The organism is Streptomyces sp. NPDC043427, from assembly GCF_056436655.1.
Window position 1 is genome coordinate 141,722 of record NZ_JBWKCC010000023.1, and the last position, 20,182, is coordinate 161,903.

22 protein-coding genes and 2 pseudogenes are annotated in these 20,182 nt (G+C 71.8%); 10 read left to right on the forward strand and 14 right to left on the reverse strand.

The window, feature by feature from the left end:
- Positions 1–148: 148 nt before the first annotated feature.
- A complete protein-coding gene (locus AC067M_RS30805) occupies positions 149–1,696 on the reverse strand; it encodes an SDR family oxidoreductase (RefSeq protein ID WP_478700308.1) in 1,548 nt (515 codons plus the stop codon).
- A 189-nt stretch (positions 1,697–1,885) separates the two neighbouring features.
- Between AC067M_RS30805 and AC067M_RS30810 the strand changes: the two genes are divergently transcribed.
- The 6 genes and pseudogenes from AC067M_RS30810 (at position 1,886) to AC067M_RS30835 (ending at position 4,859) form a co-directional block, all read left to right on the forward strand.
- On the forward strand, positions 1,886–2,053 hold the full coding sequence (locus tag AC067M_RS30810) for a hypothetical protein (RefSeq protein WP_478700309.1): 168 nt from the start codon (positions 1,886–1,888) through the stop codon (positions 2,051–2,053).
- A 135-nt stretch (positions 2,054–2,188) separates the two neighbouring features.
- The gene (locus AC067M_RS30815; RefSeq protein ID WP_445269002.1) at positions 2,189–2,266 is read left to right on the forward strand and encodes a putative leader peptide; all 78 of its coding nucleotides are present in this window, start codon (positions 2,189–2,191) and stop codon (positions 2,264–2,266) included.
- Between the two features lie 158 nt (positions 2,267–2,424).
- Positions 2,425–2,610: pseudogene (locus tag AC067M_RS30820) on the forward strand (dimethylsulfone monooxygenase SfnG); the annotation flags it as partial.
- 50 nt (positions 2,611–2,660) lie between these two features.
- Entirely contained in the window at positions 2,661–2,783 is a 123-nt protein-coding gene (locus tag AC067M_RS30825; protein WP_478700310.1) for a hypothetical protein, read from the forward strand.
- 44 nt (positions 2,784–2,827) lie between these two features.
- Positions 2,828–3,382: an NADPH-dependent FMN reductase gene (gene ssuE / locus AC067M_RS30830; protein WP_478700311.1), complete on the forward strand. Its 555-nt coding sequence runs from the start codon at positions 2,828–2,830 to the stop codon at positions 3,380–3,382.
- Between the two features lie 337 nt (positions 3,383–3,719).
- The gene (locus tag AC067M_RS30835; protein WP_478700312.1) at positions 3,720–4,859 is read left to right on the forward strand and encodes an LLM class flavin-dependent oxidoreductase; all 1,140 of its coding nucleotides are present in this window, start codon (positions 3,720–3,722) and stop codon (positions 4,857–4,859) included.
- A gap of 66 nt (positions 4,860–4,925) precedes the next feature.
- Here the strand turns inward: AC067M_RS30835 and AC067M_RS30840 are convergent, their stop codons facing one another.
- Positions 4,926–5,957, reverse strand: coding sequence for an acyl-CoA dehydrogenase family protein (locus AC067M_RS30840; RefSeq protein WP_478700313.1), 1,032 nt, complete (start codon positions 5,955–5,957; stop codon positions 4,926–4,928).
- Positions 5,958–6,063: 106 nt separating this feature from the next.
- Between AC067M_RS30840 and AC067M_RS30845 the strand changes: the two genes are divergently transcribed.
- Positions 6,064–6,414 (forward strand): YciI family protein, encoded by a 351-nt coding sequence (locus AC067M_RS30845; RefSeq protein WP_478700314.1) that lies wholly within the window; start codon positions 6,064–6,066, stop codon positions 6,412–6,414.
- Complete coding sequence (locus tag AC067M_RS30850; RefSeq protein WP_478700315.1) at positions 6,414–7,643, forward strand: RNA polymerase sigma factor; 1,230 nt, start codon at positions 6,414–6,416, stop codon at positions 7,641–7,643. The genes AC067M_RS30845 and AC067M_RS30850 overlap by 1 nt, the downstream gene beginning before the upstream one ends.
- A 38-nt stretch (positions 7,644–7,681) precedes the next feature.
- Here the strand turns inward: AC067M_RS30850 and AC067M_RS30855 are convergent.
- The 7 genes and pseudogenes from AC067M_RS30855 to AC067M_RS30885 form a co-directional block, all read right to left on the reverse strand.
- A pseudogene (locus tag AC067M_RS30855) lies at positions 7,682–8,252 on the reverse strand (MarR family winged helix-turn-helix transcriptional regulator).
- Between the two features lie 233 nt (positions 8,253–8,485).
- Positions 8,486–8,848, reverse strand: coding sequence for a DUF952 domain-containing protein (locus AC067M_RS30860; protein WP_478700316.1), 363 nt, complete (start codon positions 8,846–8,848; stop codon positions 8,486–8,488).
- Positions 8,849–8,929: 81 nt separating this feature from the next.
- A complete protein-coding gene (locus tag AC067M_RS30865; RefSeq protein WP_478700317.1) occupies positions 8,930–9,643 on the reverse strand; it encodes an alpha/beta fold hydrolase in 714 nt (237 codons plus the stop codon).
- Between the two features lie 205 nt (positions 9,644–9,848).
- The gene (locus AC067M_RS30870) at positions 9,849–10,754 is read right to left on the reverse strand and encodes a YihY/virulence factor BrkB family protein (RefSeq protein ID WP_478700332.1); all 906 of its coding nucleotides are present in this window, start codon (positions 10,752–10,754) and stop codon (positions 9,849–9,851) included.
- A 198-nt stretch (positions 10,755–10,952) separates the two neighbouring features.
- A complete protein-coding gene (locus AC067M_RS30875; RefSeq protein WP_478700318.1) occupies positions 10,953–11,714 on the reverse strand; it encodes a TIGR03943 family putative permease subunit in 762 nt (253 codons plus the stop codon).
- Positions 11,711–12,748, reverse strand: a complete 1,038-nt coding sequence (locus AC067M_RS30880) for a permease (RefSeq protein WP_478700319.1) — start codon at positions 12,746–12,748, stop codon at positions 11,711–11,713. The genes AC067M_RS30875 and AC067M_RS30880 overlap by 4 nt, the downstream gene beginning before the upstream one ends.
- Positions 12,749–12,822: 74 nt before the next feature.
- Positions 12,823–13,971 (reverse strand): FAD-dependent monooxygenase, encoded by a 1,149-nt coding sequence (locus AC067M_RS30885; RefSeq protein ID WP_478700320.1) that lies wholly within the window; start codon positions 13,969–13,971, stop codon positions 12,823–12,825.
- A 123-nt stretch (positions 13,972–14,094) separates the two neighbouring features.
- Between AC067M_RS30885 and AC067M_RS30890 the strand changes: the two genes are divergently transcribed.
- Entirely contained in the window at positions 14,095–14,652 is a 558-nt protein-coding gene (locus tag AC067M_RS30890) for a TetR/AcrR family transcriptional regulator (protein WP_478700321.1), read from the forward strand.
- Between the two features lie 10 nt (positions 14,653–14,662).
- Here AC067M_RS30890 and AC067M_RS30895 read toward each other — a convergent pair whose 3' ends face one another.
- The 3 genes from AC067M_RS30895 to AC067M_RS30905 form a co-directional block, all read right to left on the reverse strand.
- The gene (locus tag AC067M_RS30895; protein ID WP_478700322.1) at positions 14,663–15,205 is read right to left on the reverse strand and encodes an AAA family ATPase; all 543 of its coding nucleotides are present in this window, start codon (positions 15,203–15,205) and stop codon (positions 14,663–14,665) included.
- 203 nt (positions 15,206–15,408) lie between these two features.
- Complete coding sequence (locus tag AC067M_RS30900; RefSeq protein WP_478700323.1) at positions 15,409–15,810, reverse strand: cupin domain-containing protein; 402 nt, start codon at positions 15,808–15,810, stop codon at positions 15,409–15,411.
- Positions 15,811–15,860: 50 nt separating this feature from the next.
- Entirely contained in the window at positions 15,861–17,000 is a 1,140-nt protein-coding gene (locus AC067M_RS30905; protein ID WP_478700324.1) for a SchA/CurD-like domain-containing protein, read from the reverse strand.
- A 182-nt stretch (positions 17,001–17,182) separates the two neighbouring features.
- On the opposite strand from AC067M_RS30905, the gene AC067M_RS30910 reads away from it, so the two are divergent.
- Positions 17,183–18,832, forward strand: a complete 1,650-nt coding sequence (locus AC067M_RS30910; RefSeq protein WP_478700325.1) for an FAD-dependent oxidoreductase — start codon at positions 17,183–17,185, stop codon at positions 18,830–18,832.
- On the opposite strand, the gene AC067M_RS30915 is transcribed toward AC067M_RS30910, so the two are convergent.
- Complete coding sequence (locus AC067M_RS30915) at positions 18,799–18,966, reverse strand: hypothetical protein (RefSeq protein ID WP_478700326.1); 168 nt, start codon at positions 18,964–18,966, stop codon at positions 18,799–18,801. The genes AC067M_RS30910 and AC067M_RS30915 overlap by 34 nt on opposite strands.
- Before the next feature lie 400 nt (positions 18,967–19,366).
- Positions 19,367–20,044 carry a class F sortase gene (locus AC067M_RS30920; protein WP_478700327.1) on the reverse strand — a complete coding sequence of 226 codons (678 nt, stop codon included), beginning with the start codon at positions 20,042–20,044 and terminating at the stop codon, positions 19,367–19,369.
- Between the last annotated feature and the right edge of the window lie 138 nt (positions 20,045–20,182).

The window sequence follows — 20,182 nt, forward strand, 5'->3', positions numbered from 1 at the left end:
GGGTCTGGCACGCCGTGTTGTCGTCGGTTGCCGATGCTCCGCATCGACGCAGCCGGCGTCGATTCCCTGCGACCCGATCCGAACGACAGGCCCCAGGTGCTTCGGCGCGGAAGCGGTCTGTGGATGCGCGCCGTAGCGGATGTGACCTTCAGCCGATGCGTGCGCGCTCCCGACCCCCGGGCACCCCGCCCGTCTCCGCGGCCTGCGCGATGTTGCGGGCCATGCCGCCGAACACCGCGGCGTGGAAGGGCGAGACGCTCCACCAGTAGGCCTGGCCGAGCAGCCCGTGCGGATGGAACAGGGCACGCTGGCGGTAGCGGGTGCGGCCGTCGCCGCCCGTCTCGCAGCGCATCTCCAGCCAGGCGAGCCCCGGCAGCCGCATCTCGGCGCGCAGCCGCAGCAGCCGGCCCCGCTCGATCTCCTCCACCCGCCAGAAGTCCAGCGAGTCGCCGACCCGAAGCCGCGACGCGTCCCGGCGCCCGCGGCGCAGCCCCACCCCGCCGACCAGCCGGTCCAGCCAGCCGCGCACCGCCCAGGCGAGCGGGAAGGAGTACCAGCCGTTCTCGCCGCCGATGCTCTCGACGACCCGCCACAGCGCCTCGGGGGAGGCGTCGACGGTCAGTTCCCGGCAGTCGGTGTAGAGGCTTCCGCCGGCCCAGTCGGGGTCGGTGGGCAGGGAGTCGCTCGGGGCGCCGGGCACCGAGGCGGACGACCACCGGGTCGTCACCCGGGCCTCCCGCACGCGCTGGAGGGCCAGCCGTACCGCCGCGTCGAAGCCGAGCGGGCCCCCGGGGGGATCGGGCACGTAGCGGGCGACGTCGTGTTCGTGGCAGACGACCTCGTGCCGCAGCGACTCGGTGAGCGGCCGGGCGATGGACGCCGGCACCGGCGTGACCAGACCCACCCAGAGACTGGACAGACCCGGGGTGAGCACGGGGAGCGGCAGGATGAACCGGCGTGGCAGGCCCGCGATCGCCGCGTACCTGAGCATCATCTGCCGGTACGTCAGGACGTCCGGTCCGCCGATGTCGAAGGCCCGGTTGACGTCGTCCGGCATACGGGCGCTGCCCACGAGGGCCCGCAGCACGTCCCGTACGGCCACGGGCTGGATGCGGGTGTGCACCCAGCTCGGGGTGACCATCACCGGGAGACGCTCGGTGAGGTAGCGCAGCATCTCGAACGAGGCCGAGCCAGAGCCGATGATCACCGCCGCCCGCAGCACGGTGGCCGGGACCCCGGAGTCGAGGAGGATCCGGCCGACCTCGGTCCGCGAGCGCAGATGCGGCGACAGCGTGTGCTCGGGCACCCCGGCCGGGGTGAGACCGCCCAGGTAGACGATGCGGCGCACGCCCGCCGCCCGGGCTCGTTCGGCGAAGACGCGTGCCGCCATGCGGTCGGTCTCCTCGAAGCCCGCACCGGAGCCGAGCGCGTGCACCAGGTAGTACGCGACGTCCACGTCCCGCATGGCCTCGGCGACCGAGTCGGCATCCGTGACGTCTCCCCGTACCGCTTCGACGTCGTCGGCCCACGGATGGCCGCGCAGCCGGTCGGGGGAGCGGGCGAGGCAGCGCACCCGGTACCCGGCCGCGAGCAGCTCGGGGACGAGCCGGCCACCGATGTACCCCGTGGCGCCGGTCACCAGACAGCGCGGCGCCTCGCTCCCGTCATCACCCTGCATCAGTCCTCGGCCCTTCATGTCGGCGTCCCCCTGTGGATCACTTCCCCGGCGGACCCCGCATCGGATGCGGCGAACGGGTGTACGCCCCTGGTCGCGGTGCGTCCGTATGAAACGGGGATGAACATGGACACGGCGATCCGGGGCAGTCGAGCTGAAGAGCGAAATGGTCCGTTCGACTTGACAGTGGACGTCGGAGGTGCTGCCGCTATGGGCGCGAAGGTGTTGGAGCGTTTTCCTGCGGGAGCTCCGCGCGGGTCGTGGCCGGCGGAGGAGTACGCGGCGGCTCGCCGTGCGGAGGGCGAGCCCGCGACGGTGGTCATGGACCTGAAGTCGGACGCGTTCCTCGTCGTCGTCCCCGTGCATGAGGACGACTGACCGGGCTCCCAAAACCCCGTTCATTGGCGTGTTTTCCTGTCGCACCTGCAAGAAATTCGGTGGTCCGCGATTCGAGACCGTTCGGGTTTACCTTGACGGCCGCCGTCGACGACTGCCACGATCTATGACATGAAGATGCGACTGGACCTCACGCGGCGACGCCATGTCGATCTCGCACGCGTCTCCAGCGCCTCCTGTAGCGCCGCGGCCTGATTCTCCGTATTCCGCCGCCCCCTTTTCCGTACCGCATCCGTTCTGTCGCCGGGCAGTCGTGTGCCGTGCTTTCCTCTTCGCGCTGCCCGAATGTGACGCCCTGTCGTGTCGCCTGAATTCGGCACGCCCACAAAGAGTTTCCGCAACAGGAGTTCCGCATGCCCGCAAAACCCCCGCAATTCGCCTACTGGGTCTCCAGCGTCAGCGGGGGACTGGTCACCAGCAAGATCGAGCAGCGCACCGACCGGGGGCACGAGTACAACCGCGAACTCGCCGTCCTCGCCGAGAACAACGGCTTCGACTCCGCGCTCAGCCAGGTCCGCTACAGGGCCGGCTACGGCGCGAGATCGTCACCAAGGCCGGCAGCGAGCCCGTCGAGGGCTTCGGCGCGGCCGTGAGGCAGGCCGGCCGCTCCACCTCCGATGGCAAGGGCATGCGGCAGGACTCCAGCTTCGAGGGCCTCTGGGAGGCCCAACTGCCGGACTCCGAGAGCGAGTCGGTTCCCGGCCACGTCTGACCATCGCCACGCCTTCCCGTCGGCACCACGAAGAAAGAGAACCCATGGCCACCGTCCTGTCCGTCTCCGGCAGTCCCTCCGTCTCCTCCCGCACCAACCGCCTGCTGCGCCACCTCGACCAGCGTCTCGTCGCGCAGGGCCACGAGGTGATCCCGCTCGACGTCCGCACGATCCCCGCCGAGGCCCTGCTCGGGGCGGACTTCCGGCACCCGGCGATCGTCGAGGCCACGGAGCTGTTCGAACGGGCCGACGGTGTCGTGGTCGGCACACCCGTCTACAAGGCGTCGTACTCCGGCGTCCTCAAGGCGCTCCTCGACCTCCTCCCGCAGTACGCGCTCACCGGCAAGACGGTGCTGCCGCTCGCCACGGGCGGCAGCACCGCCCACGTCCTGGCCATCGACTACGCCCTGCGTCCCGTCCTCACCTCCATGGGCGCGGCCCACATCGTGCAGGGCTGGTTCACCCTCGACAAGGACATCGCCGTGCACGAGGACGGCTCGCTGAGCGTCACGCCGAACGCCACCGAGGCACTCACCCAGGTGATCGACCAGTTCTCCCTGGCCCTCGGACGCACCCCGCTCCTGGCCGCGGCGGGCTGAGCACCATGTCCGCCCACGTCATCGACGGCGAGGCCGAGGCCCTCGCCGTCGCGGCCACGCCGGCCGACGAGTACCGCGCGGGCCGCCGCCGAACGTGATGCCCGACGACGCCTCCCGCGTGAGGAGTTGGACCGGCTGTCGGCGTCCGGCTCTCCGGGATGTGATCCACCGTCAGGGAACCCCCGACCAACAGAACTTCTTCTGCACGATCCGGCCCGCTGGAAGATCCAGCACATCGGCCGTACGTGCTGAACAGCACCAGGCCGCCCCGCCACGGAATGCTGCAGGGCATCCCCGATGACGTGCTCCCGCGGCCCATCCTGATCGGAGACCCCACGTGTCCCTCACCTTCCACTGGTTCCTCCCCACCAACGGCGACAGCCGCCATGTCGTCGGCGGCGGCCACGGCACCCCGGCCACCGCCTCCGGACGGGACCGGCCGCCGACGGTCGCCTACCTGAGCCAGATCGCCCGCGCCGCGGAGGATCTGGGCTTCGAGGGCGCGCTCACCCCGACGGGAGCCTGGTGCGAGGACGCTTGGCTGACCACAGCGATGGTCAGCCAAGCGAGCGAGCGCCTGAAGTTCCTCGTCGCCTTCCGGCCCGGCTCCGTCTCGCCGACGCTCGCCGCGCAGATGGCGTCCACCTTCCAGCGGCAGACCGGCGGACGGCTGCTCCTGAACGTCGTCACGGGCGGCGAGAGCCACGAGCAGCGGGCGTACGGCGACTTCCTGGACAAGGACGACCGTTACCGCCGTACCGGCGAATTCCTCGAGATCGTACGGGCGTTGTGGGACGGCAAGACCGTCGACCTGAAGGGCGAGCACCTCCAGGTCGAGGACGCGAAACTGGCCCGGGTCCCCGACCCTGTCCCCGAGGTGTACTTCGGCGGGTCCTCGCCCATCGCCGGTGAGATTGCCGCCCGCCACGTCGATGTCTACCTCACCTGGGGCGAACCGCCCGCCCGGGTCGCGGAGAAGATCGCATGGATCCGGGGGCTGGCCGCGCAGCAGGGGCGCACCGTGCGCTTCGGCATCCGGCTGCACGTCATCACCCGCGACACCTCCGAGCAGGCCTGGGCGGAGGCCGACCGGCTGCTGCAGGGCTTCGACACGGAGACCGTGAAGTCCGTACAGGCCGGGCTCGCCCGCAGCGAGTCCGAGGGGCAGCGGCGGATGCTCGAGCTGCACGGCGGTCGCCGGGACGGGCTGGAGATCCATCCCAACCTGTGGGCGGGGATCGGGCTGGTGCGTGGGGGTGCGGGGACGGCGCTTGTCGGCAGCCATGAGGAGGTGGCTGAGCGGATCAAGGAGTATGCCGGGCTGGGGATCGAGGAGTTCGTGTTGTCCGGGTATCCGCACTTGGAAGAGGCGTACTGGTTCGGGGAAGGGGTGCTGCCGCGGCTGGCCAGGGAAGGGGTGTGGAAGTATCCGTTCGCTCCGCAGGCGCCGTCGGTGCGGGTGCCGTTCGCCGGGTGAGGGGGGAGTCCCGGTTGTTCTGCGGCCGCGGGTTGTCTTTGGCTGAGCGTGCAGTTGCCTGCGTCCCTAACAGGTCAGGGCGTTGAGATGGGCTCGGCGTGATTCTGGTGTTTGGCCCTGGACCAGGAGGAACAGGGCCTCACGGGCCAGGCGTTGGGCCTTGTGGGTCAGGTTCATCGCGCGGCCGCCGCCGGTTACCACCGCTGCGGTGGTGGCTGCGCGGAGGAGTTCGAAGGACTGGGTGCGTAGGCCCAGTCGTTCCCGCTCGTGCTCGTGCGGGGTGGGGTGGTCGGCCAGGGCGTAGGCACTGGCGCGGATCTTGTGGAGGCGGGCGCGGAGCGGGGCGGCCGTGTCGTCGTCCAGGAGATCGAGGGCCGTCTCCGTGATGCCGAAGACCGCGGGGGAGGCGCTGAGGGTCTTCACGCGGTCGGTCGCGGCCCACTGTGCGTACGGCTGGCGGAGGGCGACGGACTCCTCGGGGAGCCACAGACCGTCCAGCTCCAGTGAGACCGTCCGTGAGGCGGAGAGGGCCGCGAGGCGCATCGGTGCCGACGCGCGCAGTCCCGGTTGGTCCCGGGCGTCCGTGAAGGCGAAGAGCGCTTCGTCGGTGTCGGTGATCCCGGCGAGCAGCATCACGTCGTTCAGGCCCCAGCCGGTGTACCAGGGCACCGTGCCGTCGAAGCGCCAGCCGGAGCGCTCCCGGGTGACCCGTACCGGGGTACGCGGGTGACCGCGCAGATGGGCGTAGGCCACCCCGGACAGCAGCTCGCCGCGGGCCAGCGGGCCGAGCAGCCGTTCCCGCACCGCGGTTTCGCCATGCGTCAGCGTGGCCACCGGTGTGTGGTGCTGGGTCTGTACGAACCACGTCGAACAGCACGCCCCGGCCAGGATCTCCGCCGTCTCCCGGGCCACCGCGGCGGGCGCGTCCGCACCGCCGTACTCCTTCGGTGCGCTCACGCCGAGCAGCCCGGACCGCCGGATCTCCGCGATGTGCTCCTGCGGTACGCCCTCCTGGTCGACGCGCTCCGCGTGCGGGGCGAGGAGATCATCCGCCAGCCGGCGCGCACGGCTGACGAGGGGGTGCGGTGTCGTGGTCATGGGACGATTCTTCGGTATCGCGGGGCGCGGTGTCGATTTGGTCGCCAGCTGTTCGTGTAGGAGGTGAGGCAAGCCGAGCCGACCGCCCGACACCAAGGAGGCCGTCATGAAGTACTACCTGCTCAGCGTGGTCCAGCCCAGCGAGGGCGAGCCGCCCTCGGCCGAGGGACTCGCGGAGATCAACCGCAATCTGCAGACCTTCCACCAGGAGCTGCGCGAGGCCGGAGCCTGGGTCTTCGCCGGCGGACTGCACGGCCCGGAGACGGCCACCGTACTGCGGCCCGAGGGCGGCGACGTGCTGATCACCGACGGCCCGTACGCCGAGGGCAAGGAGTACCTGGGAGGCATCTGCCTGATCAAGGCCCCCGACCTGGACGCGGCCCTGAAGTGGGGCCGCCGGGCGACCTGGGCCACCACACTCCCCATCGAGGTGCGCCCCTTCATGGGCGAGGCCTGATGCACGCCGAGGTCGGGGGAACAGGGGGCGCAGAGCCGCCGCCCCTCGACATCGAGGCCGTCTTCCGCGCGGAGTACGGCCGCGCGGTCGCCGTCCTCGTCCGCTTCCTCGGTGACATCGACCTCGCCGAGGAAGCGGTGCAGGACGCCTTCACGACCGCCGCGCGGAAGTGGCCGGACACCGGGGCGCCGCCCAGCCCGGGGGGCTGGATCATCACCACCGCACGCAACCGCGCCATCGACCGGCTGCGCCGCGAGTCCACCCGGGACGCCCGGCACGCCGAAGCGGCCCTGTTGTACGCGCCCGACACGCCGACGCAGGAGGGCCCCGTGCACGATGACCGGCTCCGCCTGATCTTCACCTGCTGCCATCCCGCGCTCGCCACCCAGGCCCAGGTCGCTCTGACCCTGCGCCTCCTCGGCGGACTCACCACCGCCCAGATCGCGCGGGCCTTCCTCGTGCCGGAACCGACGATGGCCCAGCGTCTGGTCCGGGCCAAGGCGAAGATCCGTGACGCCCGGATCCCGTACCGCGTGCCCCGCGACGCCGATCTGCCCGACCGGCTGCGGGGCGTCCTGGCGGTCGTCTACCTGGTCTTCAACGAGGGCTACACCGGCGACGCGGAGCTGCGCGCCGAAGCCGTACGACTGGGGCGGCTCCTCGCCCGGCTGATGCCGGACGAGCCGGAGGCGATAGGGCTGCTGGCGTTGATGCTGCTCGTCGAGTCGCGCCGGCCCGCCCGCTTCAGTGCCGAGGGCGAGCTCGTCGCGCTGGGCGAGCAGGACCGCACCCGGTGGGACCGCGACCTGGTCGCCGAGGGCCAGTCGCTCGTCCGCCGCTGCATGCGCCGCAACCAGCCCGGCCCGTACCAGATCCAGGCCGCGATCCAGGCCGTCCACAGCGACGCGCCGACCGCCGACGCCACCGACTGGGGGCAGGTCCTGCGGCTCTACGACCAGCTCATGGCCCTCGCGCCGAGCCCCGTCGTGGCCCTCAACCGAGCCGTCGCCCTCGCCGAGATCGAGGGTCCTGCTCCGGCCCTCGCCGCGCTGGACGACCTCGACCTCGCCGGCTACCACGTCTTCCACGCCGTGCGCGCCGACCTGCTGCGCCGCCTGGGCCGTGACACCGAGGCGGTACGCGCGTACGACACCGCCCTCACCCTCGTCGCGAGCCCGGCGGAGCGCGGCTTCCTGGAGCGCCGGCGCGCGGAACTCGTGCGGGGGTGAGGGCGGCACGTCAGGGGCATGTCTGCGCGGGAGCCGCTTCAGGCCTTCGGGCGGCGTCCGCTGCGGCGCCGGGCGGGCTCGGCGCCGTCGAGGAGGGGCAGACGGCGCTCCTCACCGTTCTCCTCGACCTGCCGTACGACCTGGCGCAGCCCCTCGGCGACGGCCCGGCACTCCTCGTCGCTGAGCCGTCCGGCGACAACGCCTCCTCCTCGTTGAAGGCGGGGAACACCCGCCGCATCAGCTCCTCCCCCTCCTCGGTGAGGCTGAGCAGGACCAGCCTGCCGTCGGTGGGGTGCCCGGTCCGTCGGACGAGCCCGCGGCTCTCCAGCGTCCGCGACACGCCGGTGAGCGTTCCCTTGGAGATCCCGGCCTCCTCCGCGACATGCCGGGTCTCCGACTCGCCCACACCCAGACGACCCACAGCACGACGAACGCCGTCCAGGTCAGGTCGGCACCGCGCAGCACCGAGTTCTCCAAGTGCTGCCGCACGGCCGAGGCGGCACGGTAGATGTTGGCGACGACAGCCATCTGCTCGCGTCGGATCGGGATGCCGCCGAGCTTCGTCGCCGCCGGCTTCTCCGCCTCGGTGACGGACCGATGACCGGGCAGAGGGACACGCTCCATTGATCGTTCGGTACCAAATTGTAGGACCGGGCAGCTGGGGCGTGCTGCGAACGTCCCGCCTGCCCCGCGACGCCAGGCACGCGGTCGCCGCGTTGCCGGGATCACCACGTACACCCAGTACGCGGGCGGCCCTCAGCCTTGCGATCAGACGCACCGGACGCCGCAGGGCCCGCCCTTCGGGCGGACGACGGGACGTTCGCCACACGCTTCAGGCGCCGTCAGCTCATGTTCCGCACAGCAGTGGCCCGGCCCTCCTCGTCCCACTGGACCTCCAGGACCTCTGCGACCGCATCGCGGTTGAGGGGGCCGAAGACGTGAGGGAACGAGACGTCGTCGGCGACGCCGGGCGGTGGGGCGGGGGCCGCCTTCTCCCACTCCAGCCCGGCGGTGAGTCGGCCCTCGTCCAGCACCAGGGCCAGCAGCGGCCTCGGCGCCTTCGCGTAGAAGGCGTTGGCGACGGCCAGGGTGGTTGCCTCGTCGGGGGAGCAGTGCACGAAGCCCTCGTCCGCGAGGGAGGCCGGGGCGTAGGGCTGGTCGGGGACGGCGTTCCATTCGGCCAGCGGAACGAGGTGATAGATCATGGTGCCGGTTATATCTGCTTGCCGAGGGCGCACGAGTCGGGGGGCGCGCCCCATGGAACGCGCCCCCCGACCGACCGTCGATCAGGCGACGCTGTTCGCGGCGTTCAGGATCGTGGTGGTGACGGCCTCGGGGCTGGAGGCCGGCAGCGCGTGGGAGGCGCCCGGCACGAGCGTGGCCTCCTTGGCGGCCGCGCGCTCGGCCATGAAGCGGTGCGCCTCCAGCGGGATGTTGCGGTCCAGCTCAGGGAAGACGAACCACGACGGGACGCTCTTCCAGGCGGGCGCACCGGAGGCCTCGTTGAGCGCGGTGTCGCGAAGCGGACGCTGGGCGGCGGCGTTGAGCGCGGCCTCTTCGGCGGGCAGGTCGGCGGCGAACTGCTGGTGGAAGGCGTCCTGGCGGATGTAGAAGTCGGTGGTGCCGTCCGCGAGCGGCACGGTGTCCAGGACGTCGGGCAGGGTGCTGCCGGGGAACTTGCCGGTCAGCTCGCCGATGCTCTCACCGGACTCCGGGGCGAACGCGGCGACGAACACCAGCGCGCGCACGCCGGGCACGTCACGCGCCGCGTTCGAGGCGACCGCCCCGCCGTAGGAGTGGCCGACGAGCACGATCGGCTCCTCGATCGACGTGAGCAGGCTCCGCAGGGCCTCGGCGTCGCCGGACAGGCTGCGCAGCGGGTTGGCGAACGCGATCACCCGGTGCCCGGCCGCCTGGAGGCGCTCGGTGACGGAGTCCCAGGCGGAGGATTCGGCGAACGCCCCGTGCACGAGGACGACGGTGGGCTTCTTACCGGTCATGGGTCACTTCTCCTGATCATCACGCGCACGACGAGACCTGCTCTACGGGCCACGGAAACCGCCGACCGGCGGCACCTGCCGTGCTCCGGCCTCCATCACACCCACGGTTCCGGCACCCGGGTTGCCTCAGCGCGCACGGACACCGCGCTGTCCGCGCACACCTTGGCGGCCGCCCGGTGCGTACCTGGTGAGCACCACCCTCCGGTCATTCCATGCGGCGCTGGTCCTCCTCGCTCCACGCACGTGTGTCGCGCGGCGGAAGGTACGGCTCCTCCTCGGCCGGCATGCCCCCGGCGACGGCACGCTGACGGGACAGTTCCGCGTCGAACTCCAGGCCGAGCAGGATCGCGATGTTGCTGATCCACAGCCACACCAGGAAGACGATCACTCCGGCGAGCGTGCCGTAGGTCTTGTTGTAGGACGCGAAGTTCGCCACGTAGAAGGCGAACCCTGCCGAGGCGATCAGCCAGATCAGCAGGGCCAGCACACTGCCCGGGGTGATCCACTTGAAACCGCGGCCCTTGACGTTGGGTGCCGCCCAGTACAGGAGCGCGATCATGACGGTGACGAGCACGACCAGCACCGGCCACTTCACGAACGCCCACACCGTCAGTGCCGTGTCCCCGACCCCCAGCGTCGCACCGGCATCGCGGGCGATGTCGCCGGTGAACACCACGATCAGCGCGCTCACGACCGCCAGCACCAGCAGCGACACCGTCACGCCCAGGCGGACCGGCAGCACCTTCCATACGGGGCGCCCCTCCGGGATGTCGTACACGGCGTTGGCCGAGCGAATGAACGCCGCGACGTAGCCGGAGGCCGACCACACCGCCAGCACCAGGCCGACCACGGCCATGATCGAGCCGATGCCACCCCGGCCCTGCAACTGCTGCACCGCGTCGCTGATGATGTCCCGGGCCGAGCCCGGCGCCAGGGTCTTGATGTTGTTCAGGACCTCGTCGGTGGCCGACTTGCCCGCGATGCCCAGCAGTGAGACCAGCACGAGGAGGGCGGGGAACATCGCCAGCACGCCGTAGTACGTCAGTGCCGCGGCGCGGTCGGTGAGCTCGTCGTCCTTGAACTCCTTGACCGTCCCCTTGAGCACCGCCATCCAGGACTGCCGGGGCAACTGCGTCGGCTGCTCCGGCGCCCGCTGTTCCGTCTCCGGATCCCCGGTTCTCTGCACCTCGTGCTCGACATGCTCGACCTGCTCGGATGGTCGACCGGCTCGGTGATTGGATTTCGCGATTCGTCCCATATGGCCGGAGTATCCCCGCCAGCCCGGCTCATGCGTGGGTGGCCTCGCCCATCAGGACAGGTTGAGCGGAAGTGCGTCCGAGTAGTAGTTCATCGGCCGGTCGATCTTCTTCACGGCGCTCGCGTCCAGCGCGGCCGAAGCGGAACTCGTGCCCAGGGTCCCGCCGGGATGCCAGGTGCCGGTGACGGCCACCCAGGTGTCCGCCTTCAGCGCCGGGGCCCCATGGACCCGTACCTTCACGGACTGGGCGTCCGCCGCACAGCACGTGAAGATGATCCGGGTCAGCTCCCAGCCGTCGCCGCCCTTGACCGGCGTCACGAACCCGGTGAGCTGCACACTGCGTCCCTTGATGGCCTGCTCGCGGTCCTGCTGCACCCGCTCGGTGAAGTCGGTGAGGGTCATCGGCAGCGGTGAGGTCGCGGGCAGCGGCTCGAAGTCGTCCTGTTCCTCGACCTTCGCGACGGCCTTGGGCTCCGCGCGGGAGGCGGTGTAGGCGCCGAGGGTCGGTGGGGCGTAGAAGAGCAGGCTCAGTGCGGGGAGCAGCAGCAGCCAGGCGACCCGGGGGGTGGTGGAGTGGTCATGGCCATGACCGCCACCTTCGCTGTCCGGCTCGCCGTGGTCGTGACCGCCCCTCGACCGCCAGTACGACCAGGCGTCCACCGCCCCCAGTACGAGCAGCAGCGCCCCCGACACGATCAGCATCGGACGCATCCCCGGCTTGACGTACCTGAGGTAGAGGTCGGTGAGGAGCGAGGCGTGCAGCAGGGCGAGGCCGCTGAGCACGAGCAGGATCATCTGCACCGGTCGTCTCACAGCAGCACCCCTCCGATCAGCACGCTGCACAGGATGGCCACGACCGTCGTCGCGGCGGAGAAGCGGACCGCGAACGCCCGGCCGAAGGTGCCCGCCTGAAGGGCGATGAGCTTCAGGTCGACCATCGGCCCGACCACCAGGAACGTCAGCCGCGCGACGGGCGAGAAGCCGGTGAGCGACGCGGCGACGAACGCGTCGGCCTCGGAGCACACCGCGAGCAGGATGGCGAGCGCGGCCAGGAACAGCACCGACAGCCAGGGCGAGCCCGTGAAGGCGTCGAGCACGGAGCGCGGTACCGCCACGTTGAAGGTGGCCGCCGCCATGGCCCCGACGACCAGGAAACCGCCCGCGTGCAGGAAGTCGTGCTGGAAGCCGAGCCGGAACTCCGTCCAGCGGCTGTGCCCCGGCCGGTGCCCGGTGTGCCGCACCGACGGCCGCAGCCACTCCGCGCGACCCAGCCAGAGCCACAGCCAGCCCATCACGGCGGCGGTGGCGAGCGAGGCCAGCAGCCGGGCCAGCACCATGGCCGGGCTGCCGGGGAACGCGATGGCCGTGGCGGTCAGCACGACCGGATTGATGGCGGGGGCCGACAGCAGGAACGCGAAGGCGGCGGCCGGGGTGACACCGCGTCCGATCAGGCTGTTCGCCACCGGCACCGACGCGCACTCACAGCCCGGCAGGACGACTCCGGCGACCCCGGCCACCGGGACGGCGAGCACGGGCCGCTTCGGCAGTATCCGGGTGAACACCCGCGCCGGCACGAACGCGTTGATCGCCCCGGACAGGGCCGTACCCAGCAGCAGGAAGGGCATCGCCTGCACGGTGATGGCGAGACAGACAGTTCGCCACGCCTGCATGGCCGGGGCGTCCATGAACCGGCCGACGGCGAAGAGCGCCGTACCGGGAACGACGGCCGCGCCCACCAGCAGGAGCACCCAGGACCGCGGCCAGCCGCCTGCGGAGGCGTCGTCGGTCCCCACCGGGCCCGCGACCGCTGCCTCCGCCTCCTCATTCCGTTCGTCTGTCTTCTGCATCCCCACCCCTTGGTTGTTCGACTCGAACATAGCGGTCGCCGGGAGCCGCCCTTCGCCGCCCCGCCCCCACACGGTCAGCCCAGGCCCGGCGGCCCCCAGTCGGCGTGCCGCAGGATGGCGCGGATGGTCGCGCGGGACGGAGCCAGCCGCAGCGCGGTGTCGCGTACGGCGACGGCCAACGGGTGGGTGAGCTGCTGCCCCATCCGTCCGGCCCGGCGTGCGGCGCGGGCGACGGACTGACTGCGCGGGCGGCGCTCGGCGTCGTAGCGGGACAGCGCCGCCTCGACCGTGGCCTCGGCGGCGAGCGCGGCGGCGAGCGTGACCGCGTCCTCCAGTGCTTGGCAGGCGCCCTGACCGAGGTGGGGCGTCATGGCGTGGGCGGCGTCGCCGAGAAGGGCGATCCGGCCCGCGGCGAAGGCGGGCAGGGGCGTCACCAGCTCATGGATGTCATGGTGCAGGACGGCGTCCGGTCGCGTGCCGTCGAGCAGCGCCGGGATCGGATCGTGCCAGGCGCCGAAGCGGCGGCGCATCTCCGTGAGCGTGTCCGGGTGCCGCACCCCCGCCGGCGCGTTGTACACCGCGTGCCACTCGGCCCGGCCGTCGGCGAACACGATGTGACCGAACTCGGCACCCCCGCCCCAGGTCAGTTCGAAGTCGGTGTCGACCTCTACGGGACGTTCCGTGATGGCCCGCACGACGCTCGAACCGCTGTAGGCGGGCCCGGGGTGGTCGGGGAACACCTGGGCACGCAGCCGACTGTTGACGCCGTCGGCGCCCACGACCAGATCCACCTCCCGTACGTCGTCCCCCACGGGCACCCGCATCCGACCCGAGTCGGTGCGCGCGACGGACGTCACCTCGGCCCCGACGACCAGGCACTGCTCGGGCAACGCGGCGCGCAGCATCCGGTGCAGCTCGGCCCGCGGTATGCCGACGATCGGCGTACCCAGCTCGCGCTCGAGCACGCCACCGTCCATCCGGGCCAGCCAACCGCCGTCGGGGCTTCGGGTGCCCCCCTCGTACTGGGGCCGCGCGGCCGCGCCGAGGCCGACGCCGAGTGCGTCCAGCGCGCGTATGCCGTTGGCGTGGAGGGAGATCCCCGCGCCCACGTCGGCCAGGGGGGCGCGTTCGACGACGGTCACCTCCCAGCCGACCAGACGCAGCCCGACCGCGGCGGCCAGCCCGCCGATGCCTCCCCCGACCACCACCGCACTGCCGCCCATTGGTCGGCCTCCTCCTCCACCCGTGCCGCCGCCTTCTTCCCACTGGGCCCTCGTCTTCTACAGATGTAGAAGACGAGGGTCCCACGAGACTACTCCGGCCCTCTACGGGTGTAGAAAGGGGAGATGCCCACCGATCGACGCACCCTCCTCGCCGACGCGGCCATCGACGTGCTCGCCGGGGCCGGGATGCGCGGCCTGACCCACCGCGCGGTCGACCGGGCGGTGAACCTGCCGCCGGGCACGACCTCCGCCTACTACCGCACCCGCCAGGCGCTGCTCACCGCCCTGGTCCGCCGGCTGGTCGCGCTGGACCAGGCCGAACTCCAGGCGATCGGGGAGCGGACGCCCATTCCGCGGGACGCCGAGGAACTCGCCGCCGGGCTCACCGCCTTCGTCGAACACCGGCTCACGGGAGAAGGGCGACGCCGCTCCCTCGCCCGTTACGCCTGCGCCCTGGAGAGCGTGCGCCATCCCGAGCTGCGGGAGATCCTCGTACCGCGCGAGAACGCGGCCAGACAGGTCGCGCAGGACTTCCTGGCCGCGCAGGGCCACGCGGACGCCGAGGAGCGCACCGTCACGCTGCTGGTCTGTGTGGACGGGCTAGTCTTCGACCGGCTGGTGAGCGGCGGAGGCGTGTCCGAGGCGGAGATCCGCGCGCTGGTGGCGGCGGCCCTGCGGTGAGCGTCGCCCGTCAGGAGCCGCCCGGTACCGCGGAGGGCGCGCCGAGTCCGGACACCCGCATCACCAGGTCGATCGTCGCCGCGAGTGAGCTGTCGGCGGGCACCACCGTCTCGACGCCGCCCGGCAGCAGGTCCAACGGCCGGTACCACGAGCGGAGTTCGGCCTCGGCGATCTCGTCGGCGATCGGCTTGGTGGCGTGGCGGGCGAGGGTCTCCTCGAAGGGGACGTCCAGGTAGAAGCAGTGCGCGCGCCCCGGGTGGTCGGCCAGCAGCCCGGCGAGCATGTCGCCGTAGTGCGCGACGTACAGCAAGCCTTCGAGCACCGTGTGGAAGCCATGGTCGAGGGCGTGCCGGACGGTCAGGTCGATGAGGCCGATGTTGGCGCCGCCGGGCACGTCCCGCTCGCGCAACACCTCGCGCCGCAGGACGTCCTGGCTCACCAGGGCGATACCCCGGCCGTACCGCTCGCGCAGGCCGGCGGCCACCGAGCTCTTGCCGGAAGCGCTGTTGCCGCGCAGGACCACCAGCCGGGTGGGGGAGGGGGGCGTCGTCATCGTGGTCGGCCCATCGTCGAAAATACGGTAAGCTTGATCTTGAGCAGGCCGCCGGAACTCCGGTGGTGGTGCCAGGCGTTGGTGGTCCAAGGAAAGACGCCCCGCTTCCTGCGGGGAAATGCAGGTGCAAGGCCTGCCCGGCGCTCCGAATCGAACCCCATCCCCGAAGTATCGGGGATGGGGTTCGTCGCATGAGGCCGTTTCTAGGACACCGCCTCCGCCGCCTCCTCCGTGTCGACATGCCCGAGGTCGGGACGCGGAGCCAACGGCCCCAGGTGGAACACCAGGCGCGCCTCGTCGTCGCCCACGTTGCGGAAGCGGTGGCGCAGATACGGCGGGATCAGCAGCCCCTGGCCGGTGCTGAGGGGGTGCGGCTCCCCGTCCAGGTCCACCTCGAACGTGCCGTGCGTGACGTACACGAACTCCTCGGAGTACGGGTGGTAGTGCTCCGCGATGCGCTCCCCGGGCTGCACCAGGGCCACGCCCATGAAGCCACTGGTCGAGCCGACCGTGGTGGGCGTCAGCAGGGCGCGGACGTCACCACCGCGTCGGCGGTTCGGTGCGGCGTCGGCGAGGGAGACGATGCGGGCCTGTCGCTCAGTCATGTCAGTCACTCCGAAGGCGGGAAGCGGGGAGGGGCGGGGAGGACGGTCGGTCAGGAGGTCGGTGAACGGCGGTCGGTCAACGGCTGCATGCGTGTGTGCGTGAGGAGACGCAGCAGCGTGCGCTCGTCGGTCAGCGGCCCGTCGATGCCGAGGGCGGCCGTGTCCAGCAAGCGTCCCGCCTCCGCCACGCCGACGGGTTCGTGCAGGGCGAGAACGTACGCGGGCGCTTCGTCCGGCTCGCCCTCCACGTCGACGAGCCGTACGACGATGTCGTCGCGGTGGAACACGGTGGCGGCGCGGACCGGACTCGCCGGGTCGGACGCGGCGGCCTCGTCCTGCCGCGCCAGGAGCCGGGCCAACGTCTGGGCGGCGCCGGGCCGGACCGGGTAGTGCAGGGCGCACCGCTGCACACGCGGCCCGTCCGGGCGCCCGGACGTCACGTGGTGGACGGCGGGCAGAGCGGCGCGGGTGAAGAACAGCCGGGCGGACCGCGGATCGTCTAGGTCCCTGTCCTGCTCCAGGTACGGGTTGATGGCCTCCTCGACGGCCCGCACCTCGGGCTGCCGGGCCACATGGCGCAGCGCGGCCTGGAGGTCGCCCCGCACCTCGACCGCGCGCACGACCCGGTTGCCATACAAGTACAGCGAGGTGCGCAGGAGGCGTGTGGTGTCGTCCACGCGTGCCTCGGGCGACGCGTAACCCGACAGGATCTCCGCGACCTTGGACTCGCTCCCCGGCCGGACAGGGAAGGTCAGGGCGTGCCGTACGACGTTGCCGCCCACGCGGGGAGCGGGCGGGAGCGTCTCGTCGGCCACCGAGCGCGCCTGCGCGCCCCCGGTCTCCCGCAGGACGCTGTAGCGCATCGAGCGGGTGTCGCGGACGCAGTTCTGCAGCGGCTGCACCGTATCCAGGTGCTCCTCGCTGTTGACCCAGGCGAGGAAGGGCGGCGCGCTCTCCCACTCGCTGGTGATGAGCCACTGCGTGGGGTTCTCGAGGGACTGGCACAGCTGGTCGCTGATGTGGCCCGGCACGGCGGCCACCCGGTCGCGCATGTACTCGTACGCGTCCAGGAACTCCCGCTGGGTTCCGTCGTGGATGTCCAGCATCAGGACGACCCGCACGCGGGATCCGTCGAACGCGGTGGTGGAGACACCGTCCGAATTTGTCGGCACGGCAGGGGAGACCGACATCCGGCACACCTCTTCCTCGGGGGCACGTAAGGACGATCGTGGGTCGTGCCCTGGAGCACCGCTAACCAGGCGGGTCAAGCGGGTGAAGCCTGAGCCGCCGCGCGCCGCGGGTGGCATGCATGAAGGGCCCGGCCGTGCCGTACGCGGCCGATTCCGCGGACACGACGTGCTGGAGGCGAGAGATGAAAGCAAGAGCCGAGCAGGCCGACAACAAGACCCACAAGGTCCCGGTCCTCATCGTCGGCGGTTCCCTGGTCGGCCTGTCGACCTCGCTGTTCCTGGGCCGGCTGGGGGTGCCGCACACCCTGGTGGAGCGCCACGCCGGCACCTCCATCCATCCGCGCGGCCGGGGCAACAACGTCCGCACGATGGAGCTCTTCCGGGTGGCCGGCGCCGAACCGGCGATCCACGAGGCGGCGGCCACACTGGCCGAGAACCACGGCATCCTGCAGACGCCCACCCTGGTCGGCGACGCGGGCGAGTGGCTGTTCCGGCAGATCGACCCGGGCAACGGCCTGGCCCGCTTCAGCCCCAGCTCCTGGTGCCTGTGCAGCCAGAACGACCTGGAGCCCGTTCTGCTCGACCACGCCCGGCAACTCGGCGGCGACCTGCGCTACCACACCGAACTGATGTCGTTCGACGCCGACTCCGACGGCGTCACCGCCGTGGTCAAGAGCCGTGACACGGGCGAGCACACCACCATCCACGCGGACTACCTCGTCGCCGCGGACGGCCCGCGCAGCCCCGTCCGCGAACAGCTCGGCATCGGACAGAGCGGCCCCGGCGATCTCTTCCACAACATCAGCGTCACCTTCCGCTCCCGCGGCCTCGCCGACGTGGTCGGCGACCGCCGCTTCATCGTCTGCTACCTGACCAGCCCCGACGCCGACGGTGCCCTGCTGCCCGTGGACAACCGGGAGAACTGGGTCTTCCACGCCCCCTGGCACCCCGAACAGGGCGAGACACTGGAGGAGTTCACCGACGAGCGGTGCGTGGAGCACATCCGCCGCGCTGTCGGGGTCGCGGACCTCGACGTCGAGATCACCGGCAGGGCGCCCTGGCACGCCGCCCAGCGCGTCGCCCGCAGCTACCGGTCGGGCCGCGTCTTCCTGGCCGGCGACTCCGCCCACGAGATGTCGCCCACCGGCGCATTCGGCTCCAACACCGGCATCCAGGACGCCCACAACCTCGCCTGGAAGCTGGCCGCGGTCCTCGGCGGCTGGGCGGGGGACGGGCTGCTGGACACCTACGACGCCGAGCGCCGCCCGGTCGCGGAGACGACGAGCGCCCGTGCTGCCGCCCGGTCGGTCGAGCACAGCCACCCCGGATTCGCCCCGGCACCCGGAGCGGGCGGCGGCCCGCAGAAGGGCATCCTCAACGTGGCCCTCGGCTACCGGTATCCGCAGGGCGCCGTCGTCGACGCCGACCCCGCGACCCCCGTCGTCCCGGAGGGGCTGAACCTGACGGGTGAGCCCGGGAGCAGGGCACCGCACGTGTGGGTGCGACACGAGGGCGAGCGGGTCTCCACCCTCGACCTCTACGAGCGGTCCCTCGTCCTGCTCAGTGACGCCACCGACGGGAGCGGATGGCACGAGGCCGCGACCCGCCTCGCCGCGGAGCTGTCGGTGCCGTTGATCTCGTACCGGGTGGGCGAGGGCCCCGAGGCAGACCTGGTGCCCGAGGGCGACTGGTCGGAGCTGCACGGCACGACACCCGAAGGCGCCGTACTCGTACGCCCGGACGGGTTCGTGGGGTGGCGCTCTGCGGACAAGACGCGGGACCCGGAGTCGACGCTGCGTCAGGTCCTCACCACCTTGCTGGCGCGGGCCTGACCCTCGCCTCGGAGGACGACCGAGACGACGGCCACCGCACGGCAGGCGGTGACGAGCGGGCGGAGCAGCACCGTGGCGTCGCGACCCAGGCGCCACACCGCCACCCCGAACAGGGCGACGGGCGCAAAGGCCATGGCTGCCGGAGGCCCGCGTGGACACCGTGTCCGTCAGCGGAGCCGAGTCCTTCACCACCGTCAGGACGAACCTCCGTCCGCGGTGAGGACCACCGAGCATCCGTGGCCCGCCGGCACCCGGCGCGACCGGGCCGTGCCCCTCGACCGCCCGGCCCGGCACAGCGCCTCCCCACCGGTGCCGACGACACGGCGAGCCAGGCCGCCCGGGAAAGCGGGCCGACTTGGCTGCCCGGGACCGCGTGACCGGCGGCTCGGGCGCGGGCCGTCTCGTCGTCGCCGGGGGTGCCGGACGCACCCCCGGCGCCGGCTCGGTCGCCAGCGCCATCGCGCTCATCGCACCCACCCCGGCCACCAGACACGCATACCGCGATGTATGCCGTTGTGCGAGTACGGCAGTGGGTCAGACGAGATGGGCGAAGACGACGAGGTTGTCGGTGTAGTCGCGCACGGAGCGGTCGTAGTCGCCCGCGCAGGTGATCAGGCGGGCCTGGGCGCGGGAGGTGTCGGCGTAGACGAGTTCGCTGGGGAAGCGGTCCTTCTCGAAGGTCTCGACGCTGTCGACCAGGAAGGTCGCCCGGCGGCCGTCGGCACGGGTGACGTAGAAGGTGTCGCCCTTCTCGAGTTCGCTGAGTCGTACGAAGACGGCCGCCGACGTCTTGGTGTCGACGTGCCCCGCGATGATCGAGGTGCCGGTCTCTCCTGGTGAGGCGCCGTCGGCGTGCCAGCCGACCAGGTTGGTGTCGTCGGCGGGCGGCGCTTCGAGCTGTCCGTTGGAAGCGAGGGAGAGCGCGGTGAAGGGGGCGTCGACGCCGATCTTCGGGATGTGCAGACGCAGAGGTTTCGCGCGGGGGAGGTGCTTGCCGGTCTGCCTCGGCGCTGCGGTCTCCTCCGTCTGCCGCTCCGTGGGCGCGGCGGGTGCGGCGCGAGGCGGCTGGGAGGAGGGGGACGGCGTGTCGCTGTTGCCGCCGATGAGGGTCAGGGCCAGGGCGAGCGCGGCTACGGCGCACATGACCGTCACGCGGGAGGAGGAAGTCTGCTCGGCGGCCGGGGCGGGAGTGGGTTCCGTGGGTGTTGTCATCGGGGGGCGACCTCGCGGGGGCGCGTCGTGGACGGGGGAGCGCGGCTGGGCCGCCACGCCGTGCCGGTGGGTCACGGGTGGCGGCCGCAGCGGGGTATCGCGTCGGGCACGGGTCAGGCCAGGCCGGCCGCGGTCTTC